Raw genomic sequence first — 19,689 nt, forward strand, 5'->3', positions numbered from 1 at the left:
CCTGCCTGACAAACGACCTTCTTTCCTAATTGACCATGAAAAATCGGAAGAAATTACAAGATCACGAATAGTGGATATTCAGGGGTTTTAGGGGAAAAATGAGGAATAGGTCACAATCTGCGGCCGGCGTCGTTCTGTAAGCTTCAGATCATGAGCCTTCGCGACATCCCGCTCCGCACCCTCGCGGACGACCCCACCACGCTCGGCGACCTCGCCGGGGACAAGGCCGTGCTCCTGGTCAACGTGGCCTCCCGCTGCGGCCTGACCCCCCAGTACACCGGCCTGGTCAAGCTTCAGCAGGACTTCGGCCCGCGCGGCTTCAGCGTGGTCGGCATGCCCTGCAACCAGTTCGCCGGCCAGGAGCCCGGCACGGCGGAGGAGATCCAGGAGTTCTGCTCGGCGACGTACGGCGTCGACTTCCCGCTGCTGGCCAAGGCCGACGTCAACGGCCCCGACCGGCATCCGCTCTACGCCGAGCTCACCCAGGCCGCCGACGAGGAGGGCGCGGCGGGCGACGTCCAGTGGAACTTCGAGAAGTTCCTGCTCGACCGCCAGGGCAACGTCGTGGGCCGCTTCCGTCCCCGCACCACCCCCGACGACCCGGCCGTCGTCTCGGCCATCGAGAAGCTGCTCTAGCGGGCTCTAGCGGGCGCCGCGGCGTTCGTAGGCGTGGAAGGCGGCGCAGCACACCAGCAGCGCCACCGCGAACGCCGGCAGCCAGGCCAGCCGGGCCGCCAGCCAGCCGAACCCGTCGGGAACCGTGTGCAGGCCGGGCAGTTGGGTGCCGCCCGGCGGGCCGGGCAGCACCCGGCTCGCCAGCAGGCCCAGCTCGGTGACCACGATCAACGCGGTCTGGTGCCACAGGAAGATCGTCATGGCGGCCAGGTTGGCGACGGCCACGGCCGCCCACACGGCGGGGCGGCGCAGCAGCCTGCGCAGCGGGCCGAGCAGCAGCAGCGCCGCGCCGCACTGGGCGAGCCCGTAGGCGACGGCCGCGAGCGAGGGCGGGTCCAGATTGGAGATCGGGGCGCCCGGCACCCCGACCATGGTCGCCGGATAGCCGCCCCACACCACCAGCGCCACGGCCCCGGCTCCACCGCCGGCCAGCAGCGTCCAGCCGGTGGCCCGGCTCCGCAGCTCCCCGCGGGCCCAGGCCGCGCCCAGGCAGTACGGCACCAGCCATCCGGCCGCCACGTTCACCCACCAGAGCCACGCCGGGCCGCCGGGCCCGAACCGCAGCACGTCGGCGACCACGACCGCCGCGAACGGCCAGACCGGGTGCAGCCGGGCGACCAGCGGCGTGGCCGCCGTCAGCGCGGCGAACACCAGCAGGAACCACATCGGGGCCACGGCCATCCTGACCAGCACCCGGACCTCCTCCAGCGACACACCGGAGGCGAGCATCGCGACCGCCGCCGCCGCCCACACCGCCAGGACGACCGCGGCCGGGCGGAACAGCCGGCCCAGCCGGCCGCGCAGCCACGGGCCGTACCCGATGCCCGCCGCCCGCGCCGACGTGTAGCCCTTCGCCGCGACCAGGCCGCCGACCAGGAAGAAGATCGCCAGCATCTGCAACGCCCATGACACCGGGGCGAGCTGCGGCAGGGCCTTGAGCGGGCTGGTGACGCGCAGGCTGCCGCTGTCGGTGACCACGGCGGTCACCAGCCAGTGCCCGGCGACCACCCCGAGGATGGCCAGGGCCCGCAGGGCGTCGAGTGCCCGGTCGCGCTCCGGCGGCGTCCCGGCCTCGATCCGCGCGACGAGCCCCCGCCGACCGTCCGACGGGCGGCCGCGCAGGGCGCGGGGCGCGCGGTGGGAGGGGGTGGACAGGGGGGAATCGGGCAGGGAGGAGTCAGCCATCGTGGGCGGCCTTTCCGGAGACGATGCGGGCGACGGCCGTCAGTGCGGGGGAGCCGGGCCGCAGGTAGTCGCTGTGGCCGCCGTCCCCCGCCGGGAAGACGCGGGCGCCGAACCCCGGCGAGACCGGGTCGGCCCCCAGCCCGAACGTGACGAACGGCAGCTCGACCAGCGTGTGCGGCACGCCGCCGATCCAGTCGCCGCCGCCGCGCCCGGCCCACACGGCCGCGCGGGTGCGCATCGCGGCGACGTCGGGGACGCCCGCGCCGGGGCTGCCCATCAGGACGATGTCGGCCACGTCCAGGCCGGGCGCGGCACGTCCGCACATCACCGAGCCGTAGGAGTGGCACACCAGCGACAGCCGGGCGTCGGGCTTGAGCGCGCGCAGCTCCCGGACGAACGCCCGCAACCCCGGCACGGCCTCGTCGGCCCGCGCGGGCGTGAGCACGTCCAGGCTGAGCGTGCTGGGCGTGCGGTACCCGGCCCAGGCGACGACCGCCGAGCCGTCCCCGAGCGCCTCGCGCAGCCGGGTCGCGCCGGCGCGCAGGAGGCCGTACCGGTCGAGGTTCGTGTCGGAGCCGGGCACCAGGACGGCGATCCGCCGGGCGGTGGCGAGGTCGCCGAAGACCTCCACGGTCCGGCCGCCGTCACGCCCGTCGAAGGACAGGAACGTGCGCGGCGGGTCCGCCATCGCCCGCAGCGCCGCCGCCCGCAGGTGGTGCCCCCGCGCGGCGGCGGTGTGCTCGGCGGCCAGGACGGCCGTCCGGCCGGCGGCGTACCGCTCGGCGAGCGCGGCGGGGGTCGCGGCGCGCAGCGGCGCCACGGCGGCGGGAACGGGCGCGGGCACCCCGGCGGACCCGCCCGCGCCGGACGCCGGCAGCGCCACCGAGGCGGTGACGAGCGCGGCGAGCAGACGGTTCCTGAGCGAGGCCATGGCGGATATCCCTTTCGTGCCGGTTCTTCCTTCCGGCACCGAAGGTAGGGATCACGCCTTGTAGTCGGCTTCCCGCTGGAGGATGCACCTTCCGCGTAGCTCTGAGGTACTACGGGGTTGAGAGGTACGGGAGCCCTCGTTCACCTGCGAGGGCCGCAGCTCCCCCGGATGATCAGCTCGGTGGGCAGGACCACCGAGCGGGCCCGCCGGGTGCCCTCGCGCAGCACCAGCTCGCACGCCCGGTACCCCATGTCCCGCCCCGGCTGGGCGATCACGGTCAGCGGCGGGGCGCACAGCTCGGCCCAGGGCACGTCGTCGTACATCACCAGCGACACGTCCCGCGGCACCCGCAGGTCCAGCTCGCGGGCGGCCAGCACGGCGGCCTCGCCCAGGACGTTCCCGCCCGCGACGACGGCCGACAGGTCGGGACGGCTCTGGAACAGGCCCGAGGCGGCGGCGTACGCCGAGTCGCGGCTGCCGGTGCCGAAGACCACCAGCTCCTCGTCGACCGGCGCGCCCACGGCCTCGCGGAAGGCGTCGGCCCGCCGGTCGTGCCCCGGGCCGCCGAGGAAGGCGATGCGCCGGTGGCCGAGGCCCCTGAGGTAGCGCACGGCCGTGCGGATGCCGGCGCGGTCGTCGGCCAGGACGGCGGGCACGTCCGGCGGACGCGCGGCGACCTCGGGGACGCGCCCCCGGGGGGACACGCCGTCGAGGAGCATGAGATCGTCGAGCGCGCTCTCGGCGGGGTCGCGGTCGTGCTCCTCCTCGCGTCCGGCCTCGGGCGGCAGGCGGTCGGCGAAGACCACCGTCATGCCCGCCCTGATCACCGGCGCCCACGTCTCGGCGTCGCCGGAGGGCACCGCGATGACCCGGTCGACGCTCTGTTCGAGGAGCATGCCGATCAGCTCGGCCTCCTGCTCGGGGTCGCCGCCCGTCGAGCCCAGCACGACCGGCTCGCCCGCCGACCGGGCGCAGGCGAGCACGCCCTCGGAGAGCTGGCCGTAGAAGGTGTCGGTGAGGTCGGGCACGAGCAACCCGAGGCCGCCGGTGCGGCGCTGGCGCAGGTTGCGGCCGAGCGCGCTGGGCCGGTAGTCGAGCTGGGCGGCGACGGCCAGGACCCGTTCCCTGGTGCTGGGGCTGGCCGAGCCGCCCGACAACACCCGGGACACGGTCGCGACGCCCACGCCGGCCGCCTCGGCCACATCCTTGATCGTCGCCCGCTTCTCCATGGAAACGATTCCATCATGGATTCCGTCCCACTGGAAGGTCACCGTTCCCACAAGGGCTGGTCACGCGGTACCCCTTGACACCGATGTCCGTTTCGGGTGAGATACGTGAAAACGTATCCACGGGAACCGAGAACCAACATCCGGGCCGATCGCCCTGGAGCGCGAAGGAATGTCATGGCATCCATCGTTCTGACGAACGTCGACAAGATCTACGCCGGTGGCGTGAAGGCCGTGAACGGGCTGAACCTTGAGATCAAGGACGGCGAGTTCATGGTGCTGGTGGGCCCATCGGGTTGCGGTAAGTCGACCGCGCTCCGGATGATCGCCGGCCTGGAGGACATCAGCGGCGGCGAGATCGCCATCGGCGACAAGGTGGTCAACCACCTGCCGCCCAAGGACCGCGACATCGCGATGGTCTTCCAGAACTACGCGCTCTACCCGCACATGACGGTCGAGGAGAACCTCGCCTTCGGCCTCAAGCTCCGCAAGATGCCCAAGCCGGAGATCCAGAAGCGGGTCAACGAGGCCGCCAAGATGCTCGGCCTGGAGACCTACCTCAAGCGCAAGCCGGCCGCCCTGTCCGGTGGTCAGCGCCAGCGTGTCGCCATGGGCCGCGCCATCGTCCGCGAGCCGCAGGCCTTCCTCATGGACGAGCCGCTGTCGAACCTCGACGCCAAGCTCCGCGTCTCCATGCGCGCCTCGCTCAACACCCTGCACGAGCGCCTCGGCGTCACCACCGTGTACGTCACCCACGACCAGGTCGAGGCCATGACCCTGGGCGACCGCGTCTGCGTCCTGCGCGACGGTCTGCTCCAGCAGGTCGACACCCCGCAGAACCTGTTCGACAAGCCGGTCAACCTGTTCGTCGCCGGCTTCATGGGCTCGCCCTCGATGAACTTCGTCACCGCCGAGCTGGTCCGCGACAACGGCGCGGCCGTGCGCTTCGCCGACATCAGCCTGCCGATCCCCGACTCGGCGTTCGCCGACAAGCCGGGCCTCGACCAGTACATCGGCAAGAAGGTCATCCTCGGCATCCGCCCGTCCGACTTCGAGGACGCCAACTCGGCCGGCAACCACGCCAACGGCTGGGCCACCCTGCCCGTCAAGGCGGAGGTCACCGAGGAGCTGGGCTCCGAGATCAACGTGCTGTTCCTGATCGACGCCCCGCCGGTCGAGCACAAGGACACCGTCGCCGCCGCCGACACGGGCGACGACGAGGAGGCGGCGCTGCCGCTCGTGGGCGACAAGTCCCTGTGGACGGCCCGCGTCAACGCCCGCAGCCACGCGCGTCCCGGCCAGCGCATCGACCTGGTGCTGGACACGCACAACCTGCACTTCTTCGACCCGACGAGCGGCCTGGCCATCGGTCACGAGGCCAACCGCTAGCAGGTCCAGCCGGATCTGCCGGTTCCCGGCCGTGAGTTTCTCACGGCCGTCCCGGGCCCCCACCGCGACCCCCTCCCGCGGCGGGGGCCCACTTTGTCGTACGCCCCGGCGTCAGCGGCGGCCGAGCCTGGCCGACACGCGCCCGGCCAGGTTGTGCGGCACCAGCTTGCCGATCGCGACGATGGCCTTGTAACGCAGGTCGGGCACCGAGACCCGCTTGCCGAGCGCGAGGTCGCGCATGGCGTCCCTGACCACGTTGTCGGCCTTCAGCCACAGGAACCCGGGGATGCCCGAGGTGTCCATGGACGCCCGCTGGTGGAACTCGGTGCGCACGAAACCGGGGCACAGCGCCATGATCTTGATCCGCGGGTTGCGCACGTCGTTGGCCGCGGACTCGCTGAAGTTGACCACCCACGCCTTCGACGCGCTGTAGGTGCCGCGCGAGAAGAACGCCGCGACCGACGCCACGTTGATCACCGCGCCCCGGTCGCGCTTGCGCATCGCGGGCAGCGCCGCCAGGGTAAGGCGCAGCACGGCCTCGCAGTGGACCTTGAGCATGCGCAGCTCGTCGGCGACCGGCACCTTGAGGAAGTCGCCGGGGTGGCCGAAGCCGGCGTTGTTCACCAGCAGGTCGACGCCGTCGCGGAGCCTCGACTCGACCTTGGCCAGGCCCTCCTCGGTGGCCAGGTCGGCGGGCAGCACCTCGACGTTCACGCCGTACCTGAGCTTGAGCTGGTCAGCGGCCTGGACGAGCCGCCGCTCGTCGCGGGCGACCAGGACGAGCGAGCAGGCGTCGGCGGCCAGGCGGCGGGCGAAGGCGGCGCCGATGCCGGCGGTGGCGCCCGTGATCAATGCGGTAGGCATGCTCTGAACCTTAACGTCCCCGATCAGGCGTGCGAGTATGGACGGCGTGCGCCCCCTCGCGGCCGTGCTCCTCCTGGCCCTCACCGCCTGCTCGGCCGCCTCGCCGCCACCCGGCCCGGCCACCGTGTCCTCCGCCCCGCCCGCCCCGCCGGCCTCCGCCCGGGCCTCCACGCCGGCGAGCCCGGAACCGAAGAGCGCTCCCGGGCAGGTGCGCTTCCGCGAGCTCGGCCGGTTCGAGCGGCCGGTCGCCCTCGCCGTGCGCGTGGGCGACGAGCGGCTCTACGTCGCCGAACAGGGCGGCCGGCTGCGCGCCACCGACGGCGACGTCGTCGTGGACCTGTCGGGCGAGGTGAGCGGCGGCAACGAGCAGGGCCTGCTCGGCGTGGCCTTCCATCCCTCGGGCCGCTGGCTCTACCTCGACTGGACCGACGCGCGCGGCGCCACCCACGTCACCGAATGGGCCTTCGACGGCCGGCGCGCCACCGGCCGGCGCGACGTGCTCACCCAGGAGCAGCCCTACGCCAACCACAACGGCGGCCAGCTCGCCTTCGGCCCCGACGGCCACCTCTACGTCGGGCTCGGCGACGGCGGCAGCGCGGGCGACCCGCAGGGCAACGGCCAGGACCTCGGCACGCTGCTGGGCAAGATCCTGCGCATCGACCCGCGCGGCAGGCCGTACAAGGTGCCCGAGGACAACCCGTTCGTCGGCAAGGACGGCGCGCGGGCCGAGATCTGGGCCTACGGCCTGCGCAACCCCTGGCGGTTCGGCTTCGACCGGCGGACCGGCGACCTGTGGATCGGCGACGTCGGCCAGGACTCGGCGGAGGAGGTCGACCACCAGCCGGCCGCCTCCAAGGGCGGCGAGAACTACGGCTGGAACCTGCGCGAGGGCGAGCGGCCCTTCCGTGGCGGCACGGGCCGCGGCCTGACCGAGCCGGTCATCACCTACCCGCTGCACAAGGACGGCAACTGCTCGGTGATCGCCGGGTACGTCTACCGCGGCGCCGCGCTGTCCTGGCTGCGCGGCAGCTTCCTGTACGGGGACTTCTGCGCGGGCTGGGTCAGGGCCGCGCCCGCGGGCGAGCCGTCGAAGGCGGCCGAGATCGGCAGGGTCGAGCAGCTCTCGTCGTTCGGGGAGGGGCTCGACGGCGAGCTGTACGCGCTCAGCCTGCGGGGTCCGCTCTACCGGATCGAGCCTGCCTGACCCGCTCGATCAGCTCCTCGACCTGGTCGTTGAGCCGCGATCCGCGCGTCCATCCGGCGTAGTGGGTCAGGAACACCACCACCTCGCGCAGCTCGGTCTCGCTCAGGTCGCCCGCACGCAGCGCGACGTCGAGCTGCACGCCGGTCATGTCGTCGAGCCCCTGTCCGACGAGCAGCCCGAGCAGGAGCAGCCGGCGCTCCTTGACCGACAGGGCGGTCCTGGACCACAGGTCGGCGAACTGCCGCTCAGCCGTCATGCCGAAGGAGTCCACGGTCTCCGTCGCGGGTTCTTTCATGGTGCGCTCCGAGGCTCGGGATGGGCGTCCTCATATCCTTTGCTACTTCCTGTGGTGAACCAATGGGGGTTGCAGGAACGTTGTATCCCGGGCGACCGTAGAGTGTGGCGGCCTGGCGCATACCATGTTTTGTCGATCTGTAACAAGTAAAGCCAATCAATGGCCAAGATTTGGTCAAGATTTCTCAGCGCGCATCCGGCCTCATTCCGCATGAAAGCGGGCACAACAACTGCGTTGGTCCGTAAAGCGGAGGTAAGCCCTGGTGAAAAAGACACGGGCTTGGATCGCGCTCATGGTCGCGATCCTCATGCTGTCGGCCTGCGGGCAGCCGGATTTCACCTACGTACGGGACAGGGAAGGCACCACCTATTTCAAGGTGCCCGCCTCGTTCACCCAGCTCAACGCCTATCCGATCGAACTGTATCTGACGGGTGACCAACCCGGTTCGCTGGCGGCGGCGACACGCGCGCAGCGGGTCTGGTCCACGGCGTTCGACCAGTCGTCCGAGCCGTCGGTCAACCACCTGCTGAGCTCGTCCGACCCCTTCGTGTACGCCACCGTGCACAAACTCACCGAGCAGCAGCGCGACGCGATCTCGCTCAACCGGCTGCGCGACTTCGTCCTGCCGGTGACCGACACGATGCGCGAGCTGTACGAGCAGAAGGTCACGACCACCGGCCGGCCGCCGATGTTCGCGAACTTCGAGCTCCTCAGCGACGACGTGCTCATTCTGGACGACGGCGCCAAGGGCGTACGGGTGCGCTTCAACTACCAGATCGGCCTCGGCGTCCAGACGTTCGACCAGACCGCGATCCTCGACGAGAAGGGCGCGACGGTCTCGGTCATGCTCATCGGCTGCCAGGCGACCTGCTTCCGCGACCGCGGCGCCGAGTTCGACAAGATCGCGGGTTCTTTCAAGCTGCTCCGGGTGCCCGGATGAGGGAGCGCCAGTGACCACCACCGTTCAGCACGAAGGGCTGCGCGCCCCCGGCAGCGGGCCCTCCGACCCGGACTCCGTGACCAGGAAGAAGATGCAGTTCTGGGACCGGAGCAAGTTCCTCGTCGCGCTGGTCCTGGCCTACCTGATCCTCACCTGGAAGGTGATGGCCGACTGGACGGGCGTGGTGACCTTCCCCGAGGCGGCACAGAAGATCGGCTACGAGTACCAGTGGATCTTCTGGCTGCTCGGCGCCGAGGCCGCGCGGCAACTGCACTTCCTGGTCAGTGAGCACTGGTCGGGCTACCACCGGTTCTGGAGCCAGAAGGTCTTCGGCGGGTTCGAACGGTGGACGCACCGGCGCTTCGACGACTGGACCAGGTACCGCATCTCCAGAGCCCTGAAGATCGCCTTCTTCGTCACGCTGACCGCGCTCGTGGCGGGGGCGGTGCTGGACGTCAGCCCGTTCGTCGCCCTGTTGCAGGCACCGACGCTGATCTGGCAGGCGCTGCCGTTCCTGATGCAGATCGTCTTCCTGTTCTTCTTCGTCATCATCCAGTTCGTCGGCCTGTTCTGGTTCCTGTCCAGGGGCGGCGTGGAGACGTACTTCCCCGACGACATCAAGACCCGCTTCGCCGACGTCTGGGGCCAGGACCACGTGGTCGAGCGGGTGCAGGAGAACATCGTCTTCCTGGAGCGGCCCGACGAGATCGAGCGACGCGGCGGATACGTGCCCAGCGGCCTGCTGCTGTGGGGCCCGCCCGGCACCGGCAAGACCCTGATGGCCGAGGCCGTGGCCGGCGAGACCGGCAAGCCGTACGTGTTCGTGGATCCGGGAGCCTTCACGAACATGTTCATGGGCATCGGCATCCTGAAGGTCAAGGGCCTGTTCAGGAAGCTGCGCAAGCTGGCGCTGCGGTACGGCGGCGTGATCGTCTTCTTCGACGAGGCCGACTCGCTCGGCAAGCGCGGCAAGCTGGCCCAGCAGGGGCCTCCCGGGCAGGGCGGCTTCTCGGCGCACTCCGGCTGCCACGGGATGACGTACCTGTCGGAGGAGACCCGCTCGGTGCTGGCCTTCAAGGGGCGGCGCGAGGCCGACGACCCGCCGGGCACCTGGCGCGAGCGCTTCTTCGCCGGTGGCGGCATGATGAACAGCGGCGACCCCGGCACCCTCCAGGCGCTGCTCACCGAGCTGTCCGGGCTCAAGAAGCCGCGTGGCTTCTTCAACCGGCTGGTCAGGCGGCTGCTCGGGATGCGGCCCAAGCCGCCGCCCAAATACCGCATCCTCGTCATGATGGCCACCAACCGGCCCGACGCGCTGGACGAGGCGTTGCTGCGGCCGGGCCGCATCGACCGCATCTACAAGGTCGGCTACCCGTCCAAGGCCGGACGGGTCCGGACGTACCAGGGCTACTTCGACAAGGTCGAGCACGAGCTCACCGAGGAGCAGGTCGACAAGCTGGCCACGATCACGCCGTACGCGACCGGGGCCACGATCAAGGACCTGGTCAACGAGTCGCTGATCACCGCCATCCGCGACGGGCGGGAGGTCATCACCTGGTCGGACGTGCTGCGCGCCAAGCGGCTCAAGCAGCTCGGCCCGCCCGAGGACGTCGAGTACATCGAGCGCGAGCGGCACGCGGTGGCCGTGCACGAGGCGTGCCACGCGGTGGTGGCGTACGTGACCCGGTTCCACCTGGAGATCGACATCGCCACCATCGAGAAGGGCGCCGACTACCTGGGCATGGTCGCCTCGATCAAGCCCGAGGACCAGTTCACCCGCTGGAAGTCCGAGTACGAGGCCGACATCATGGTCTCCCTGGCCTCGCTGGCCGGCGAGCGCATGTTCTTCGGCGAGGACAACTCCTCCGGCGTCTCCGGCGACCTGCACGCGGCCACGTTCCTCACCGCGCTGATGGAGTCGTACTGGGGGATGGGGTCCGGCGTCACCTCGCTGCCCGCGCTCCAGGAGCTGGACATCCACGGCGGCAAGTCCGTGCGCGGCCGGGGCGGCGCGGGCGGCGGCATCGGCATCACCGAGCGCGAGCCGGTGCGCGCCCAGCCCGACCTGACGCCCGACGTGCTGGGCGAGCGGATCGAGTTCAACCTGGTGCGGCTGCTGGAGAAGACCGAGCGGCTGCTGGAGGAGCACCGCAGGGAGGTGCTGTGCCTGGCACACGCGCTGGAGACGCACAAGACGCTCAATGGCGACGACGTGGTGGCCGTCATCCGCAGGGAGCCCGGACCGCTCGTCAACGGCACGATCTACGCCTCCGACGAGCTCTACGAGCAGCTTGAGGACTACCACCACGACGCGGCCAGGGCGCACAAGGAGCACAGCCGCATCGATCGCGAGCTGCCCGGCCCGGTGGAGGAGCGGGCCGAGCCACGGGCGGCGGCCTTCGCCGCTCCGGCGGCGGGCGCCGGCACGGCGGTGGCGCAGGTGATCACGGCGGAGGTCGCCCGGCTCGACCAGGGGGTGGCGCAGGCCGTGGACCGGCCCGAGTTCGTGCCCTGGTCGCCCGGCCCGAGACCCGCCGCGGTCCCGGTAGCGGGTGTGGCGTCGGCCGCGGTTCCGGGCACGGTTCCGGGCACGGTTCCATTGGTGGGCTCCCCGGTGGCGGTCCCCGGGCCCCGGCGGCGGCGGCGTGCCGGGCGGGTCTGGCTGGTCGTGGCCAGCCTGCTCGGCCTGATCGCGCTGGCCCTCATCGCGGGGCTCGCGGTGACCGGCACAGTGTTCGGCACGGTGTTCGGCACAGCGCCTATCACAGGGTCCGGCACAGCGCCGGGCGCGGGCGTCGCGGCGGCTCCCGCGCTCGCCTCGCCGGCCCTGCTGCTCCTGCTGTTCGTCGTGGTCGTCGGGGTGATCGTGGGCGCCGGGCTGGCGTTCGTGGCGGTCAGGGGCGTACGGACGGCGCAGGCCAAGGCGGAACGCGAGCGCGACGAGGCCCACCGGCGGGCCCAGCTCCTGGCCGCGGCCATGGACCCGGACACGGCCATGCGACTGCTCGGCTACGACGGCAACGGCAACGGCGCCCGCGCCGACGGGTGATCGTCCGGTCACCTAGAGTAGGGAGACATGAGCAAGGACGGCGTCGTGCGCAGCCTGGTCCCCGCCCGGATGGACCGCCTGCCGTGGGCGCCGTTCCACACCCGCCTGGTGATCGCGCTCGGCGTGGCCTGGGTGCTCGACGGGCTGGAGATCACCATCGCCAGCAACGTCGGGGCGTTCCTGCAGCGCCCCGACACGCTCGGCTTCACCTCCACGCAGGTGGGCCTGTCGGCCACCGTCTACCTGATGGGCGAGGTGGTCGGCGCGCTCTACTTCGGCTGGCTGTCCGACCGGCTCGGCCGCAGGAAGCTGTTCATCCTCACCCTCGGCATCTACCTGGTCGCCAGCGGCCTGACCGCGCTGTCGTGGGACCTGTGGAGCTTCCTGCTGCTGCGTTTCGTGGCCGGGGCGGGCATCGGCGGCGAGTACGCGGCCGTCAACTCCGCCATCGACGAGATGATCCCCTCCCACTACCGGGGCCACGTCGACCTGGCCATCAACGGCACGTACTGGCTGGGGTCGCTGCTGGCGACCTCGGCCACGTTCCTGCTGCTGCACCCGGGCGGGCCGCTGGACCCCGACTGGGCCTGGCGGCTGGGGTTCGTGGTCGGGCCGGTGATCGGCCTGGCCATCTGGCGGCTGCGCAGGCACCTGCCGGAGAGCCCGCGCTGGCTGATGACGCACGGCCGCGAGGAGGAGGCCGAGGAGGTCGTCGGCCGCATCGAGCGGGAGGTCGAGCGGGAGGACCGGGTCAGGCTGGAGCCGGTGCCGCAGGACCAGGCGCTGGAGGTCGTCCCCGAGCACCACGCGCCGCTGTCGCAGGTCGCCAGGACGTTGTTCCGCACCTACCCGCAGCGTTCGGTGCTGGGGGCGACGCTGATGATCTGCCAGTCGTTCCTCTACAACGCCATCTTCTTCACGTACGCGCTGGTGCTGACGCACTTCTACGGCGTCCCGGCGGGTTCGGTGCCGCAGTACATGTTCGCCTTCGCGGCCGGGAACCTGCTCGGGCCGCTGCTGCTGGGGAGGCTGTTCGACACGGTCGGGCGCAGGCAGATGATCTCGGGCACGTACATCGCCTCAGGGCTGCTGCTGGCGGTGACCGGGTGGCTGTTCAAGGAGGGGCTGCTGACGGCGGTCACGCAGACCGTGCTCTGGTCGGTGATCTTCTTCATCGCCTCGGCGGCGGCCAGCTCGGCGTACCTGACCGTGAGCGAGATCTTCCCGATCGAGCTGCGGGCCCAGGCCATCGCGATCTTCTTCGCGCTCGGGCAGGTCGCGGGGGCGTTCGGCCCGACCGTCTTCGCCTCGCTCATCGGCGACCAGCACAACCCCGACCCGACCAGGCTGTTCTACGGCTACTGCTTCGGCGCGGCGATGATGGTGGCGGCGGGGCTGGTGGAGATCGCGTTCGGGGTGAAGGCGGAGCGCACCCCGCTGGAGCACATCGCGGCGCCGCTGACCTCCCGTCAGGTCACCCAGACGTAGAAGCGTCGTGCTCGGCGTGCGCCCGGGCCACCAGGGCCGCCAGCGACTCGTCCCGGGCGGCGTGGGCCCGCTGGCGGTCCGGCAGCTCGCCCAGCCGCGCCTCGGCCGCGAGCAGGTCGCGGTAGACCTCCTCGCGCCGCGCCGGGTCCTTCTCCACGTCGAGGTAGTCCTGGGCGTGCCGGCGCACGGCCGACAGCACGTTCTGCGCCCGGCCGCGGGGGCTGGCCAGCGAGGCGGCCACGGTGACGAGCAGCACGCCGACGATCACCGACAGGGACAGCCCGGTGCTGATCTCGGTCACGTTCACCGGCTCGCCGTCGTTGACGAACGGCACGTTGTTCTCGTGCAGCGCGTGCAGCCCGAGCTTGACGCCGATGAAGGCCAGGATGACCGCCAGCCCGTAGGCGAGGTAGATGAGCCGGTCGAGCAGGCCGTCGATGAGGAAGTAGAGCTGGCGCAGCCCCAGCAGGGAGAAGGCGGTGGCGGTGAAGACCAGGTAGACGTTCTGGGTGAGGCCGAAGATGGCCGGGATGGAGTCGAGCGCGAACAGCACGTCGGTGCCGGCCAGGGCGACCATGACCAGCAACATCGGCGTCATCACCCGCCTGCCGTCCCGCACCGTGAACAGCCGGTCGCCGTCGTAGGTGTCGGAGGCGCGGAACACCCTGCGGGCCAGGCGGACCATGAAGTTGTCGGTGTGGCCCTCGCTGCCCTCGGGCCGCAGCAGGTTGCCCGCGGTGAGCAGCAGGATCAGGCTGAAGACGTAGAACACCCAGGCGAACGTCTCGATCATCGCGGCCCCGATGAGGATGAACCCGGTCCGGGCGATCAGCGAGAACACGATCCCGAACAGCAGGGCCTTCTGCTGGTCGGCGCGCGGCACCCGGAAGCTCGCCATGATGACGAGGAAGACGAACAGGTTGTCGACCGACAGCGCCTTCTCGGTCACGTACCCGGCGAAGTACTCCGCGCCCGGCTCGGCGCCGCCGAACGCCCACACGCCCACGCCGAACAGCAGCGCGATTCCGACGTACAGGCTCGACCAGACGGCCGCCTCGCGCAGCGTGGGGACGTGCGCCCGCCGTACGTGGAAGAAGAAGTCGAACAGCAGCAGGCCGGCGATCCCCAGGATCGTCAGCCACCACACGGGCGCGGACACGTCCACGACGGCTCCTCGGGTTAGAGGCCGATCTCCAGGTGGCCGACGGCCTCGGCCAGTTCCTCCTCCTCGTAGGCGAAGTGCGAGGCGAGGGCCTGCGAGAGCCGTTCGACGCCGGCCCGCACGCGGTCGATCCTGGCCGGGTCGGCGATCAGCTCCGCGCACGCCCGGTCCAGGCGGGCCAGCAGTTCGGCGATGACCTCGTGCTCCTGCTCCAGCTTCTTGACCACCGGCTCCAGGGCGGGGTCGTGCTCGGTGAGGGCCGGGAAGGTCCGGTCGTTCTCGATGTCGTGGTGCACGGTCAGCAGGCGGCGGAAGGTCGCGCAGAACACGCCGAGCGTCCAGTGGTTCTGGCGCACCGCGAGCCGGCCGCCGTCCGGGTGGGGGGCCGCCGTCTCGGCCGCGACCTGCTCGACGGCGTCCCTGACCTGGCGGAGCTGGGCGCGGTAGCCGTCGTGCACGTCCACCAGGCGGCGGCAGGGGCGGGCCTGGCCGGGCGGCAGGGGGCCGGGGGCGCGTTCCGCCGTCCTCGGGCGGCCGGCCTCGTCCAGGTCGGGGATCAGCACCGGCCGCCGGACCGGTTCCGGCGCGGGCCGGCCGCGTTCCCCGGCCACGGCCTCCCGCACGGCGGGCGCGACCTCCTCGGCGAACACCCGCAGGTCCCGCTCGGCCTCCACCCCCGGGGCCAGCACGAACCCGCTCATGCCCGCCTCGAACACCAGCTCCGTGAGCTGCTCGGCCCACAGGGCGGCCGGGCCGTCGAGGAAGCCCGCACCACGCAGCGGCGACAGGCTGCCGCAGAGGTTGTAGACCTTGCGGATCGAGGCCGGGTCGCGTCCGGCGTTCTCGGCGGCCGTGTCGATGATCTTGGCCTGCGCGGTCACGGCGTCGGGCGGGCTGTGGAAGGAGGAGGTCAGCCAGCCGTCGGCCGTCCGTCCGGTCAGCTCCAGCATCCGCCGCCTGGTCGCGCCGATCCAGATCCCGATCGGGTGCGGCGGGAACGGGCCGGGCCGCGCGCCCTCCAGGCGGTGGTGGGCGCCGGAGAAGGTCACCGGGTCGCCCGGCGTCCACAGCGCCCTTATGACGGTGATCGCCTCGGCCAGCGCGTCGATCGACTCGCCGGGGGAGAGGCGGCGCCCGCCCATGGCGGCGATGGCGTCCCAGAGCGCGCCCGCGCCGAGGCCCAGCTCCACCCGGCCGCCGCTGAGGACGTCGAGCGAGGCGGCGGCCCTGGCCAGCACGGCGGGCGGGCGCAGCGGCAGGTTGGCCACGTCGGGCACCAGCCGGACGCGCTCGGTGCGCTGCGCGATCGAGGCCAGCAGGGTCCAGGAGTCGAGGAAGCCCGCCTGGTAGGGGTGGTCCTGGACGCCGACCAGGTCCAGGCCCAGCCGGTCGGCCAGCTCCGCGTGGCGCATCACCCGGTCGGCGCCCGCCGCCTCGGGCGCGAGGAACGCGCCGAACCAGACATCCTCCATGATCATCATCCCCCGGCCTCGATCGTCGTACGGCCGCCGTCCCCCGGACGGCCGACCTGCCCCAGCTAACCGCCCTTATTGGATTTACCCCCTAATAAGGACACGGTTGGCGGCACGATTAACACGGCGTTCACATTCGGGCAAAAACCGGGAAATGGCCGTCCATAAGACTCGGCGTGGCTGAGAGAAATCCCGAAAGGAACACCGTGAGCTACAAGGCTGAGTACATCTGGATCGACGGCACCGAGCCCACGGCTCTGCTGCGCTCTAAGACGAAGATCCTGGCCGACGGTGCCGAGCCTCCGGTCTGGGGCTTCGACGGCTCCAGCACCAACCAGGCCCAGGGCCACGCCTCCGACCGCGTGCTCCGCCCGGTGTTCACCTGCCCCGACCCGATCCGCGGCGGCGACAACGTGCTCGTCCTGTGCGAGGTCGAGGAGATCGACGGGCAGGCCCACTCCAGCAACACCCGCGCTCTGCTCCGCCCGATCGCCGAGCGGTACGCCGACCAGGAGTCCTGGTTCGGCATCGAGCAGGAGTACACCTTCTTCAAGGGCAGCCGCCCGCTCGGCTTCCCCGAGGGCGGCTTCCCCGCCCCGCAGGGCCACTACTACTGCGGTGTGGGCGCCGAGGCCGTGTTCGGCCGCGACATCGTCGAGCTGCACCTCGACCGCTGCCTGACGGCCGGCCTGGCCGTCTCCGGCATCAACGCCGAGGTCATGCCCGGCCAGTGGGAGTTCCAGATCGGCCCGGCCGGCCCCCTTGAGGTCTCCGACCACATGTGGGTCGCCCGCTACCTGCTCTACCGGACGGCCGAGGAGTTCGGCGTCGAGGCCACCCTCGACGCCAAGCCCGCCCGCGGCGACTGGAACGGCGCCGGCGCGCACACCAACTTCTCCACCAAGGCCATGCGCGAGAGCTACGACGCCATCATCACCGCCTGCGAGTCGCTCGGCGAGGGCGACAAGCCCATGGAGCACGTCTCCCAGTACGGCGCCGACATCGAGCTGCGCCTGACCGGCCACCACGAGACCGCCCCGTGGAACAAGTACACCTACGGCGTGTCCAACCGCGGCGCGTCCGTACGCATCCCGTGGCAGGTCGAGGTGGACAAGAAGGGCTACATCGAGGACCGCCGCCCGAACGCCAACGTCGACCCGTACGTGGTCACCCGCCTGCTGGTGAACACCTGCTGCGCGGCCCTGGAGAAGGCCGGGCAGGTCTGATCCGCCCGTACGCGTGACAGCCGCCCCCGGCGCCCGGGGGCGGCTTCGCCTTTCTCAGATCCGGAACTCCAGATCCGGGACGATCTCCGCCACGTCCATCTGCGCCTTCTGCAGACGGCCCGAGAAGTCCCAGTTCATCGCCTGCCAGCGGGTGAACTGGTCGAGCACCCACACGCCCGACTGGCGGCTGCCGTTGCCCGACTTGCCGTTGCCGCCGAAGGGCAGGTGGGCCTCGGCGCCGGAGGTGGAGTTGTTGACGCTGACCATGCCCGCCGAGATGCCCTCGCGGAAGCGGAAGGCGTGCTTGGGGTTGGTCGTGTAGATCGAGCTCGACAGGCCGTAACCGGGGCGGTTGGCCAGCTCGACGGCCTCGTCCAGGGTGGTGAAGGTGGTGACGCCGACGAGCGGGCCGAACGTCTCCTCCAGGAACAGCCGGTCGCCGGGGCGCACGCCGTCGACGATGACCGGGTGGTAGTACAGGCCGCCGTCGCCGTCGAAGTCGCCGCGCGGGTTGTCCTTGGTGATCCTGCCGGTGCGGCCCGAGACGACCTCGTGGTGCGGCTGGATCCAGGTCAGGTACTCCTCGTACCGGTCGGCGAACTTCTGGTCGAGCAGCGGGCCGGCCAGCACGTCCTGCTCGGGGTCGCCGATCCTGGCCTCCCCGGCCGCCCGCGCGAACCGCTCGACGAACTCGTCGTGCACGCTCTCGTGCACGATGACCGTGCCGAGGCTGGTGCAGCGCTGGCCGGCGGTGCCGAAGCCGGAGAACAGCGCGCCCTCGACGGCCAGGTCGAGGTCGGCGTCCGGCATGATCACCATCGGGTTCTTGCCGCCGAGCTCCAGGCACGCCGACTGCAGGTGGCGTCCGGCCAGCTCGCCGACCTTCCTGCCGACCTCGCTCGACCCGGTGAAGCCGACCTTGTGCACGCTGCCCTCCTCCAGGGCCAGCTCCAGCCCCGCGAAGGTCTGGGCGCCGTCGGCGAAGACCACGTTGAGCACCCCGTCGGGCAGCCCCGAGGCGGCGAACAGCCGGTACATGGCCTCGGCGGAGGCGGCGGCGTACTCGGCGGGCTTCCACACCACGGCGTTGCCGCACAGCAGCGCGGGCACGAGGTACCAGGAGGGCACGGCCACGGGGAAGTTGCCCGCCGTGATCACCGCGGCCACCCCGACCGGGTTGCGGAAGGTGAACAGGTTCTTGTCCGGCATCTCCGAGGGGACGGTCTGACCGTAGAGCCTGCGGCCCTCGCCCAGGAAGAAGTCGCAGGTGTCGACGATCTCCCGCACCTCGCCCAGCGCCTCGGCGTACGGCTTGCCGATCTCCCGGGTGACCAGACGGGCCAGGCTCTCGGCGTTGGCCTCGACCAGCCGCCCGATGGAGGCGATCACCCGTCCGCGCACCGGCGCCGGCACCTTGGCCCACTCGCGCTGGGCCTCCTTGGCGGTGCGGCAGGCGGCGGCGAACGCGGCGGCGTCGGCCAGGCCGACCCGGGCCACGACCTCGCCGGGGCGGGCGGGGTTGGTCGACTCGTACACGCTCTCGCCGGTGGTGTCCTTCCCACCCACGATTGAAACGATCTGACGGCTCACCGGTGGCCTCCTCGTAGTTCCTCCGGACAGACAATCATCTCGCCGGAAAAAACCCAAGAATCCCGTCAGCGTACGGGCCGGCCGAGCACCTCGCGGATCACGTGCCGGGCGTTGGCCGCCATGGCCGGGTTGGTGTCCTTGTAGTAGGGGAGCTGGATGAGCGCCATGGACAGGGCCCGGCCGCGCCCGCGGGCCCAGGTGGCGTCGTCGACGCCGAGCGCGGCGCGGAAGACCTCGCGCGCGGCGGGCGGCAGCAGGTTCCAGGCCGGGATCAGGTCGCAGGCCGGGTCGCCCGCGCCGAGCGTGCCCCAGTCGATGACCCCGCTCAGCCGCCCGTCGCGGACCAGCAGGTTGCCCGGCATCAGGTCGGCGTGCACCCAGACGGGCCCGCCCTGCCATCCGGGCGCGCTCAGCGCCTCCTTCCAGGCCGCCGTGGCCGCGGCGGTGTCGATCAGGCCGTCGAGCTCGCCGATCGCGGCCCGGGTCGCGTCGTCGAGACGGGCCAGCGGGCCGCCCCGGTAGGCGTCGGGGGCGCCGGCGGGATCGACCTCGCGCAGCGCGGCGACGAACGCCGCCAGGTCGGCGGCCAGCGCCTCGGCGCCGGAGAGCGCGCCCGCCTCCGGGTTCTCGCCGTCGAGCCACCGGCACACCGACCACGGCCAGGGGAAACCCTCTCCCGGCGAGCCCTGGCCGAGCACCGAGGGGATCGGGACGGGCAGCGCGGGGGCCAGCAGCGGCAGCCACCGCCGCTCCTTGGCGACGTCGCCGACGCCGTTCCCGACGCGCGGCAGGCGGACGGCCAGGTCGTCGCCGAGCCGGAAGACCGCGTTGACGGTGCCGGAGGAGGGGAAGCGGCGCAGCGGGAGGCCGGCCCAGCGCGGGAACTGCGCGGCCAGCAGCCGCCGCACGAGGGCCTCGTCGATGTCGGCCTCGTCCGCGTGCATCCTGCCGCCCATGCGCTCCCCCTCGGTCCGTACAGTCCGGCCCATGTCA

Annotated in this window: 16 protein-coding genes; 7 read left to right on the forward strand and 9 right to left on the reverse strand. The window is 71.6% G+C overall.

Annotated elements, in window-relative coordinates; genetic code table 11:
- Window positions 1-150 precede the first annotated feature (150 nt).
- On the forward strand, window positions 151-636 hold the full coding sequence (locus tag ACWCSU_RS08515; RefSeq protein WP_449934474.1) for a glutathione peroxidase: 486 nt from the start codon (window positions 151-153) through the stop codon (window positions 634-636).
- Between the two features lie 6 nt (window positions 637-642).
- On the opposite strand, the gene ACWCSU_RS08520 is transcribed toward ACWCSU_RS08515, so the two are convergent.
- The 3 genes from ACWCSU_RS08520 to ACWCSU_RS08530 form a co-directional block, all read right to left on the reverse strand.
- Window positions 643-1,860: an acyltransferase family protein gene (locus ACWCSU_RS08520; RefSeq protein WP_449934476.1), complete on the reverse strand. Its 1,218-nt coding sequence runs from the start codon at window positions 1,858-1,860 to the stop codon at window positions 643-645.
- Window positions 1,853-2,791, reverse strand: coding sequence for an alpha/beta hydrolase (locus tag ACWCSU_RS08525; RefSeq protein ID WP_449934479.1), 939 nt, complete (start codon window positions 2,789-2,791; stop codon window positions 1,853-1,855). The genes ACWCSU_RS08520 and ACWCSU_RS08525 overlap by 8 nt, the downstream gene beginning before the upstream one ends.
- A 140-nt stretch (window positions 2,792-2,931) precedes the next feature.
- Window positions 2,932-4,020 (reverse strand): LacI family DNA-binding transcriptional regulator, encoded by a 1,089-nt coding sequence (locus tag ACWCSU_RS08530; protein WP_357701290.1) that lies wholly within the window; start codon window positions 4,018-4,020, stop codon window positions 2,932-2,934.
- 174 nt (window positions 4,021-4,194) lie between these two features.
- Here ACWCSU_RS08530 and ACWCSU_RS08535 point away from each other — a divergent pair, with 174 nt between their 5' ends.
- Window positions 4,195-5,406 carry an ABC transporter ATP-binding protein gene (locus ACWCSU_RS08535; RefSeq protein WP_357701288.1) on the forward strand — a complete coding sequence of 404 codons (1,212 nt, stop codon included), beginning with the start codon at window positions 4,195-4,197 and terminating at the stop codon, window positions 5,404-5,406.
- Between the two features lie 111 nt (window positions 5,407-5,517).
- On the opposite strand, the gene ACWCSU_RS08540 is transcribed toward ACWCSU_RS08535, so the two are convergent.
- Entirely contained in the window at window positions 5,518-6,270 is a 753-nt protein-coding gene (locus tag ACWCSU_RS08540; protein ID WP_357701286.1) for an SDR family NAD(P)-dependent oxidoreductase, read from the reverse strand.
- Window positions 6,271-6,316: 46 nt separating this feature from the next.
- Between ACWCSU_RS08540 and ACWCSU_RS08545 the strand changes: the two genes are divergently transcribed.
- Window positions 6,317-7,474 carry a PQQ-dependent sugar dehydrogenase gene (locus ACWCSU_RS08545; RefSeq protein ID WP_449934482.1) on the forward strand — a complete coding sequence of 386 codons (1,158 nt, stop codon included), beginning with the start codon at window positions 6,317-6,319 and terminating at the stop codon, window positions 7,472-7,474.
- Here ACWCSU_RS08545 and ACWCSU_RS08550 read toward each other — a convergent pair.
- Window positions 7,434-7,769, reverse strand: coding sequence for a carboxymuconolactone decarboxylase family protein (locus tag ACWCSU_RS08550; protein ID WP_357701282.1), 336 nt, complete (start codon window positions 7,767-7,769; stop codon window positions 7,434-7,436). The two genes, ACWCSU_RS08545 and ACWCSU_RS08550, sit on opposite strands and share 41 nt — an antisense overlap.
- 262 nt (window positions 7,770-8,031) lie before the next feature.
- Here ACWCSU_RS08550 and ACWCSU_RS08555 point away from each other — a divergent pair, with 262 nt between their 5' ends.
- Genes ACWCSU_RS08555 through ACWCSU_RS08565 form a run of 3 tightly spaced genes read left to right on the forward strand, consistent with a single transcriptional unit; the run spans window position 8,032 to window position 13,246 of the window.
- The gene (locus tag ACWCSU_RS08555; RefSeq protein WP_357701280.1) at window positions 8,032-8,709 is read left to right on the forward strand and encodes an LptM family lipoprotein; all 678 of its coding nucleotides are present in this window, start codon (window positions 8,032-8,034) and stop codon (window positions 8,707-8,709) included.
- Window positions 8,710-8,719: 10 nt separating this feature from the next.
- Window positions 8,720-11,758: an AAA family ATPase gene (locus ACWCSU_RS08560; RefSeq protein WP_449934486.1), complete on the forward strand. Its 3,039-nt coding sequence runs from the start codon at window positions 8,720-8,722 to the stop codon at window positions 11,756-11,758.
- A gap of 27 nt (window positions 11,759-11,785) precedes the next feature.
- Complete coding sequence (locus ACWCSU_RS08565; protein WP_364089685.1) at window positions 11,786-13,246, forward strand: MFS transporter; 1,461 nt, start codon at window positions 11,786-11,788, stop codon at window positions 13,244-13,246.
- On the opposite strand, the gene ACWCSU_RS08570 is transcribed toward ACWCSU_RS08565, so the two are convergent.
- Window positions 13,233-14,411 (reverse strand): TerC family protein, encoded by a 1,179-nt coding sequence (locus tag ACWCSU_RS08570; RefSeq protein ID WP_449934488.1) that lies wholly within the window; start codon window positions 14,409-14,411, stop codon window positions 13,233-13,235. The genes ACWCSU_RS08565 and ACWCSU_RS08570 overlap by 14 nt on opposite strands.
- A gap of 14 nt (window positions 14,412-14,425) precedes the next feature.
- Complete coding sequence (locus tag ACWCSU_RS08575; RefSeq protein WP_449934490.1) at window positions 14,426-15,880, reverse strand: LLM class flavin-dependent oxidoreductase; 1,455 nt, start codon at window positions 15,878-15,880, stop codon at window positions 14,426-14,428.
- Window positions 15,881-16,086: 206 nt separating this feature from the next.
- Between ACWCSU_RS08575 and glnII the strand changes: the two genes are divergently transcribed.
- Window positions 16,087-17,106, forward strand: a complete 1,020-nt coding sequence (glnII, locus tag ACWCSU_RS08580) for a glutamine synthetase (protein ID WP_357701270.1) — start codon at window positions 16,087-16,089, stop codon at window positions 17,104-17,106.
- Window positions 17,107-17,160: 54 nt separating this feature from the next.
- On the opposite strand, the gene ACWCSU_RS08585 is transcribed toward glnII, so the two are convergent.
- Entirely contained in the window at window positions 17,161-18,672 is a 1,512-nt protein-coding gene (locus ACWCSU_RS08585) for an aldehyde dehydrogenase family protein (protein WP_449934493.1), read from the reverse strand.
- 89 nt (window positions 18,673-18,761) lie between these two features.
- Window positions 18,762-19,652, reverse strand: a complete 891-nt coding sequence (locus tag ACWCSU_RS08590; protein ID WP_449934495.1) for an aminoglycoside phosphotransferase family protein — start codon at window positions 19,650-19,652, stop codon at window positions 18,762-18,764.
- Window positions 19,653-19,689: the final 37 nt, after the last annotated feature.

It is taken from the genome of Nonomuraea sp. NPDC001699, assembly GCF_053596455.1.

Coding starts and splice junctions, on each gene's coding strand:
- ACWCSU_RS08525 (WP_449934479.1), bottom strand. CDS start 2,791: ATGGCCTCGCTCAGGAACCGTCTGCTCGCCGCGCTCGTCACCGCCTCG.
- ACWCSU_RS08535 (WP_357701288.1), top strand. CDS start 4,195: ATGGCATCCATCGTTCTGACGAACGTCGACAAGATCTACGCCGGTGGC.
- ACWCSU_RS08515 (WP_449934474.1), top strand. CDS start 151: ATGAGCCTTCGCGACATCCCGCTCCGCACCCTCGCGGACGACCCCACC.
- ACWCSU_RS08575 (WP_449934490.1), bottom strand. CDS start 15,880: ATGGAGGATGTCTGGTTCGGCGCGTTCCTCGCGCCCGAGGCGGCGGGC.
- ACWCSU_RS08540 (WP_357701286.1), bottom strand. CDS start 6,270: ATGCCTACCGCATTGATCACGGGCGCCACCGCCGGCATCGGCGCCGCC.
- ACWCSU_RS08520 (WP_449934476.1), bottom strand. CDS start 1,860: ATGGCTGACTCCTCCCTGCCCGATTCCCCCCTGTCCACCCCCTCCCAC.
- ACWCSU_RS08530 (WP_357701290.1), bottom strand. CDS start 4,020: ATGGAGAAGCGGGCGACGATCAAGGATGTGGCCGAGGCGGCCGGCGTG.
- ACWCSU_RS08550 (WP_357701282.1), bottom strand. CDS start 7,769: ATGAAAGAACCCGCGACGGAGACCGTGGACTCCTTCGGCATGACGGCT.
- ACWCSU_RS08590 (WP_449934495.1), bottom strand. CDS start 19,652: ATGGGCGGCAGGATGCACGCGGACGAGGCCGACATCGACGAGGCCCTC.
- ACWCSU_RS08565 (WP_364089685.1), top strand. CDS start 11,786: ATGAGCAAGGACGGCGTCGTGCGCAGCCTGGTCCCCGCCCGGATGGAC.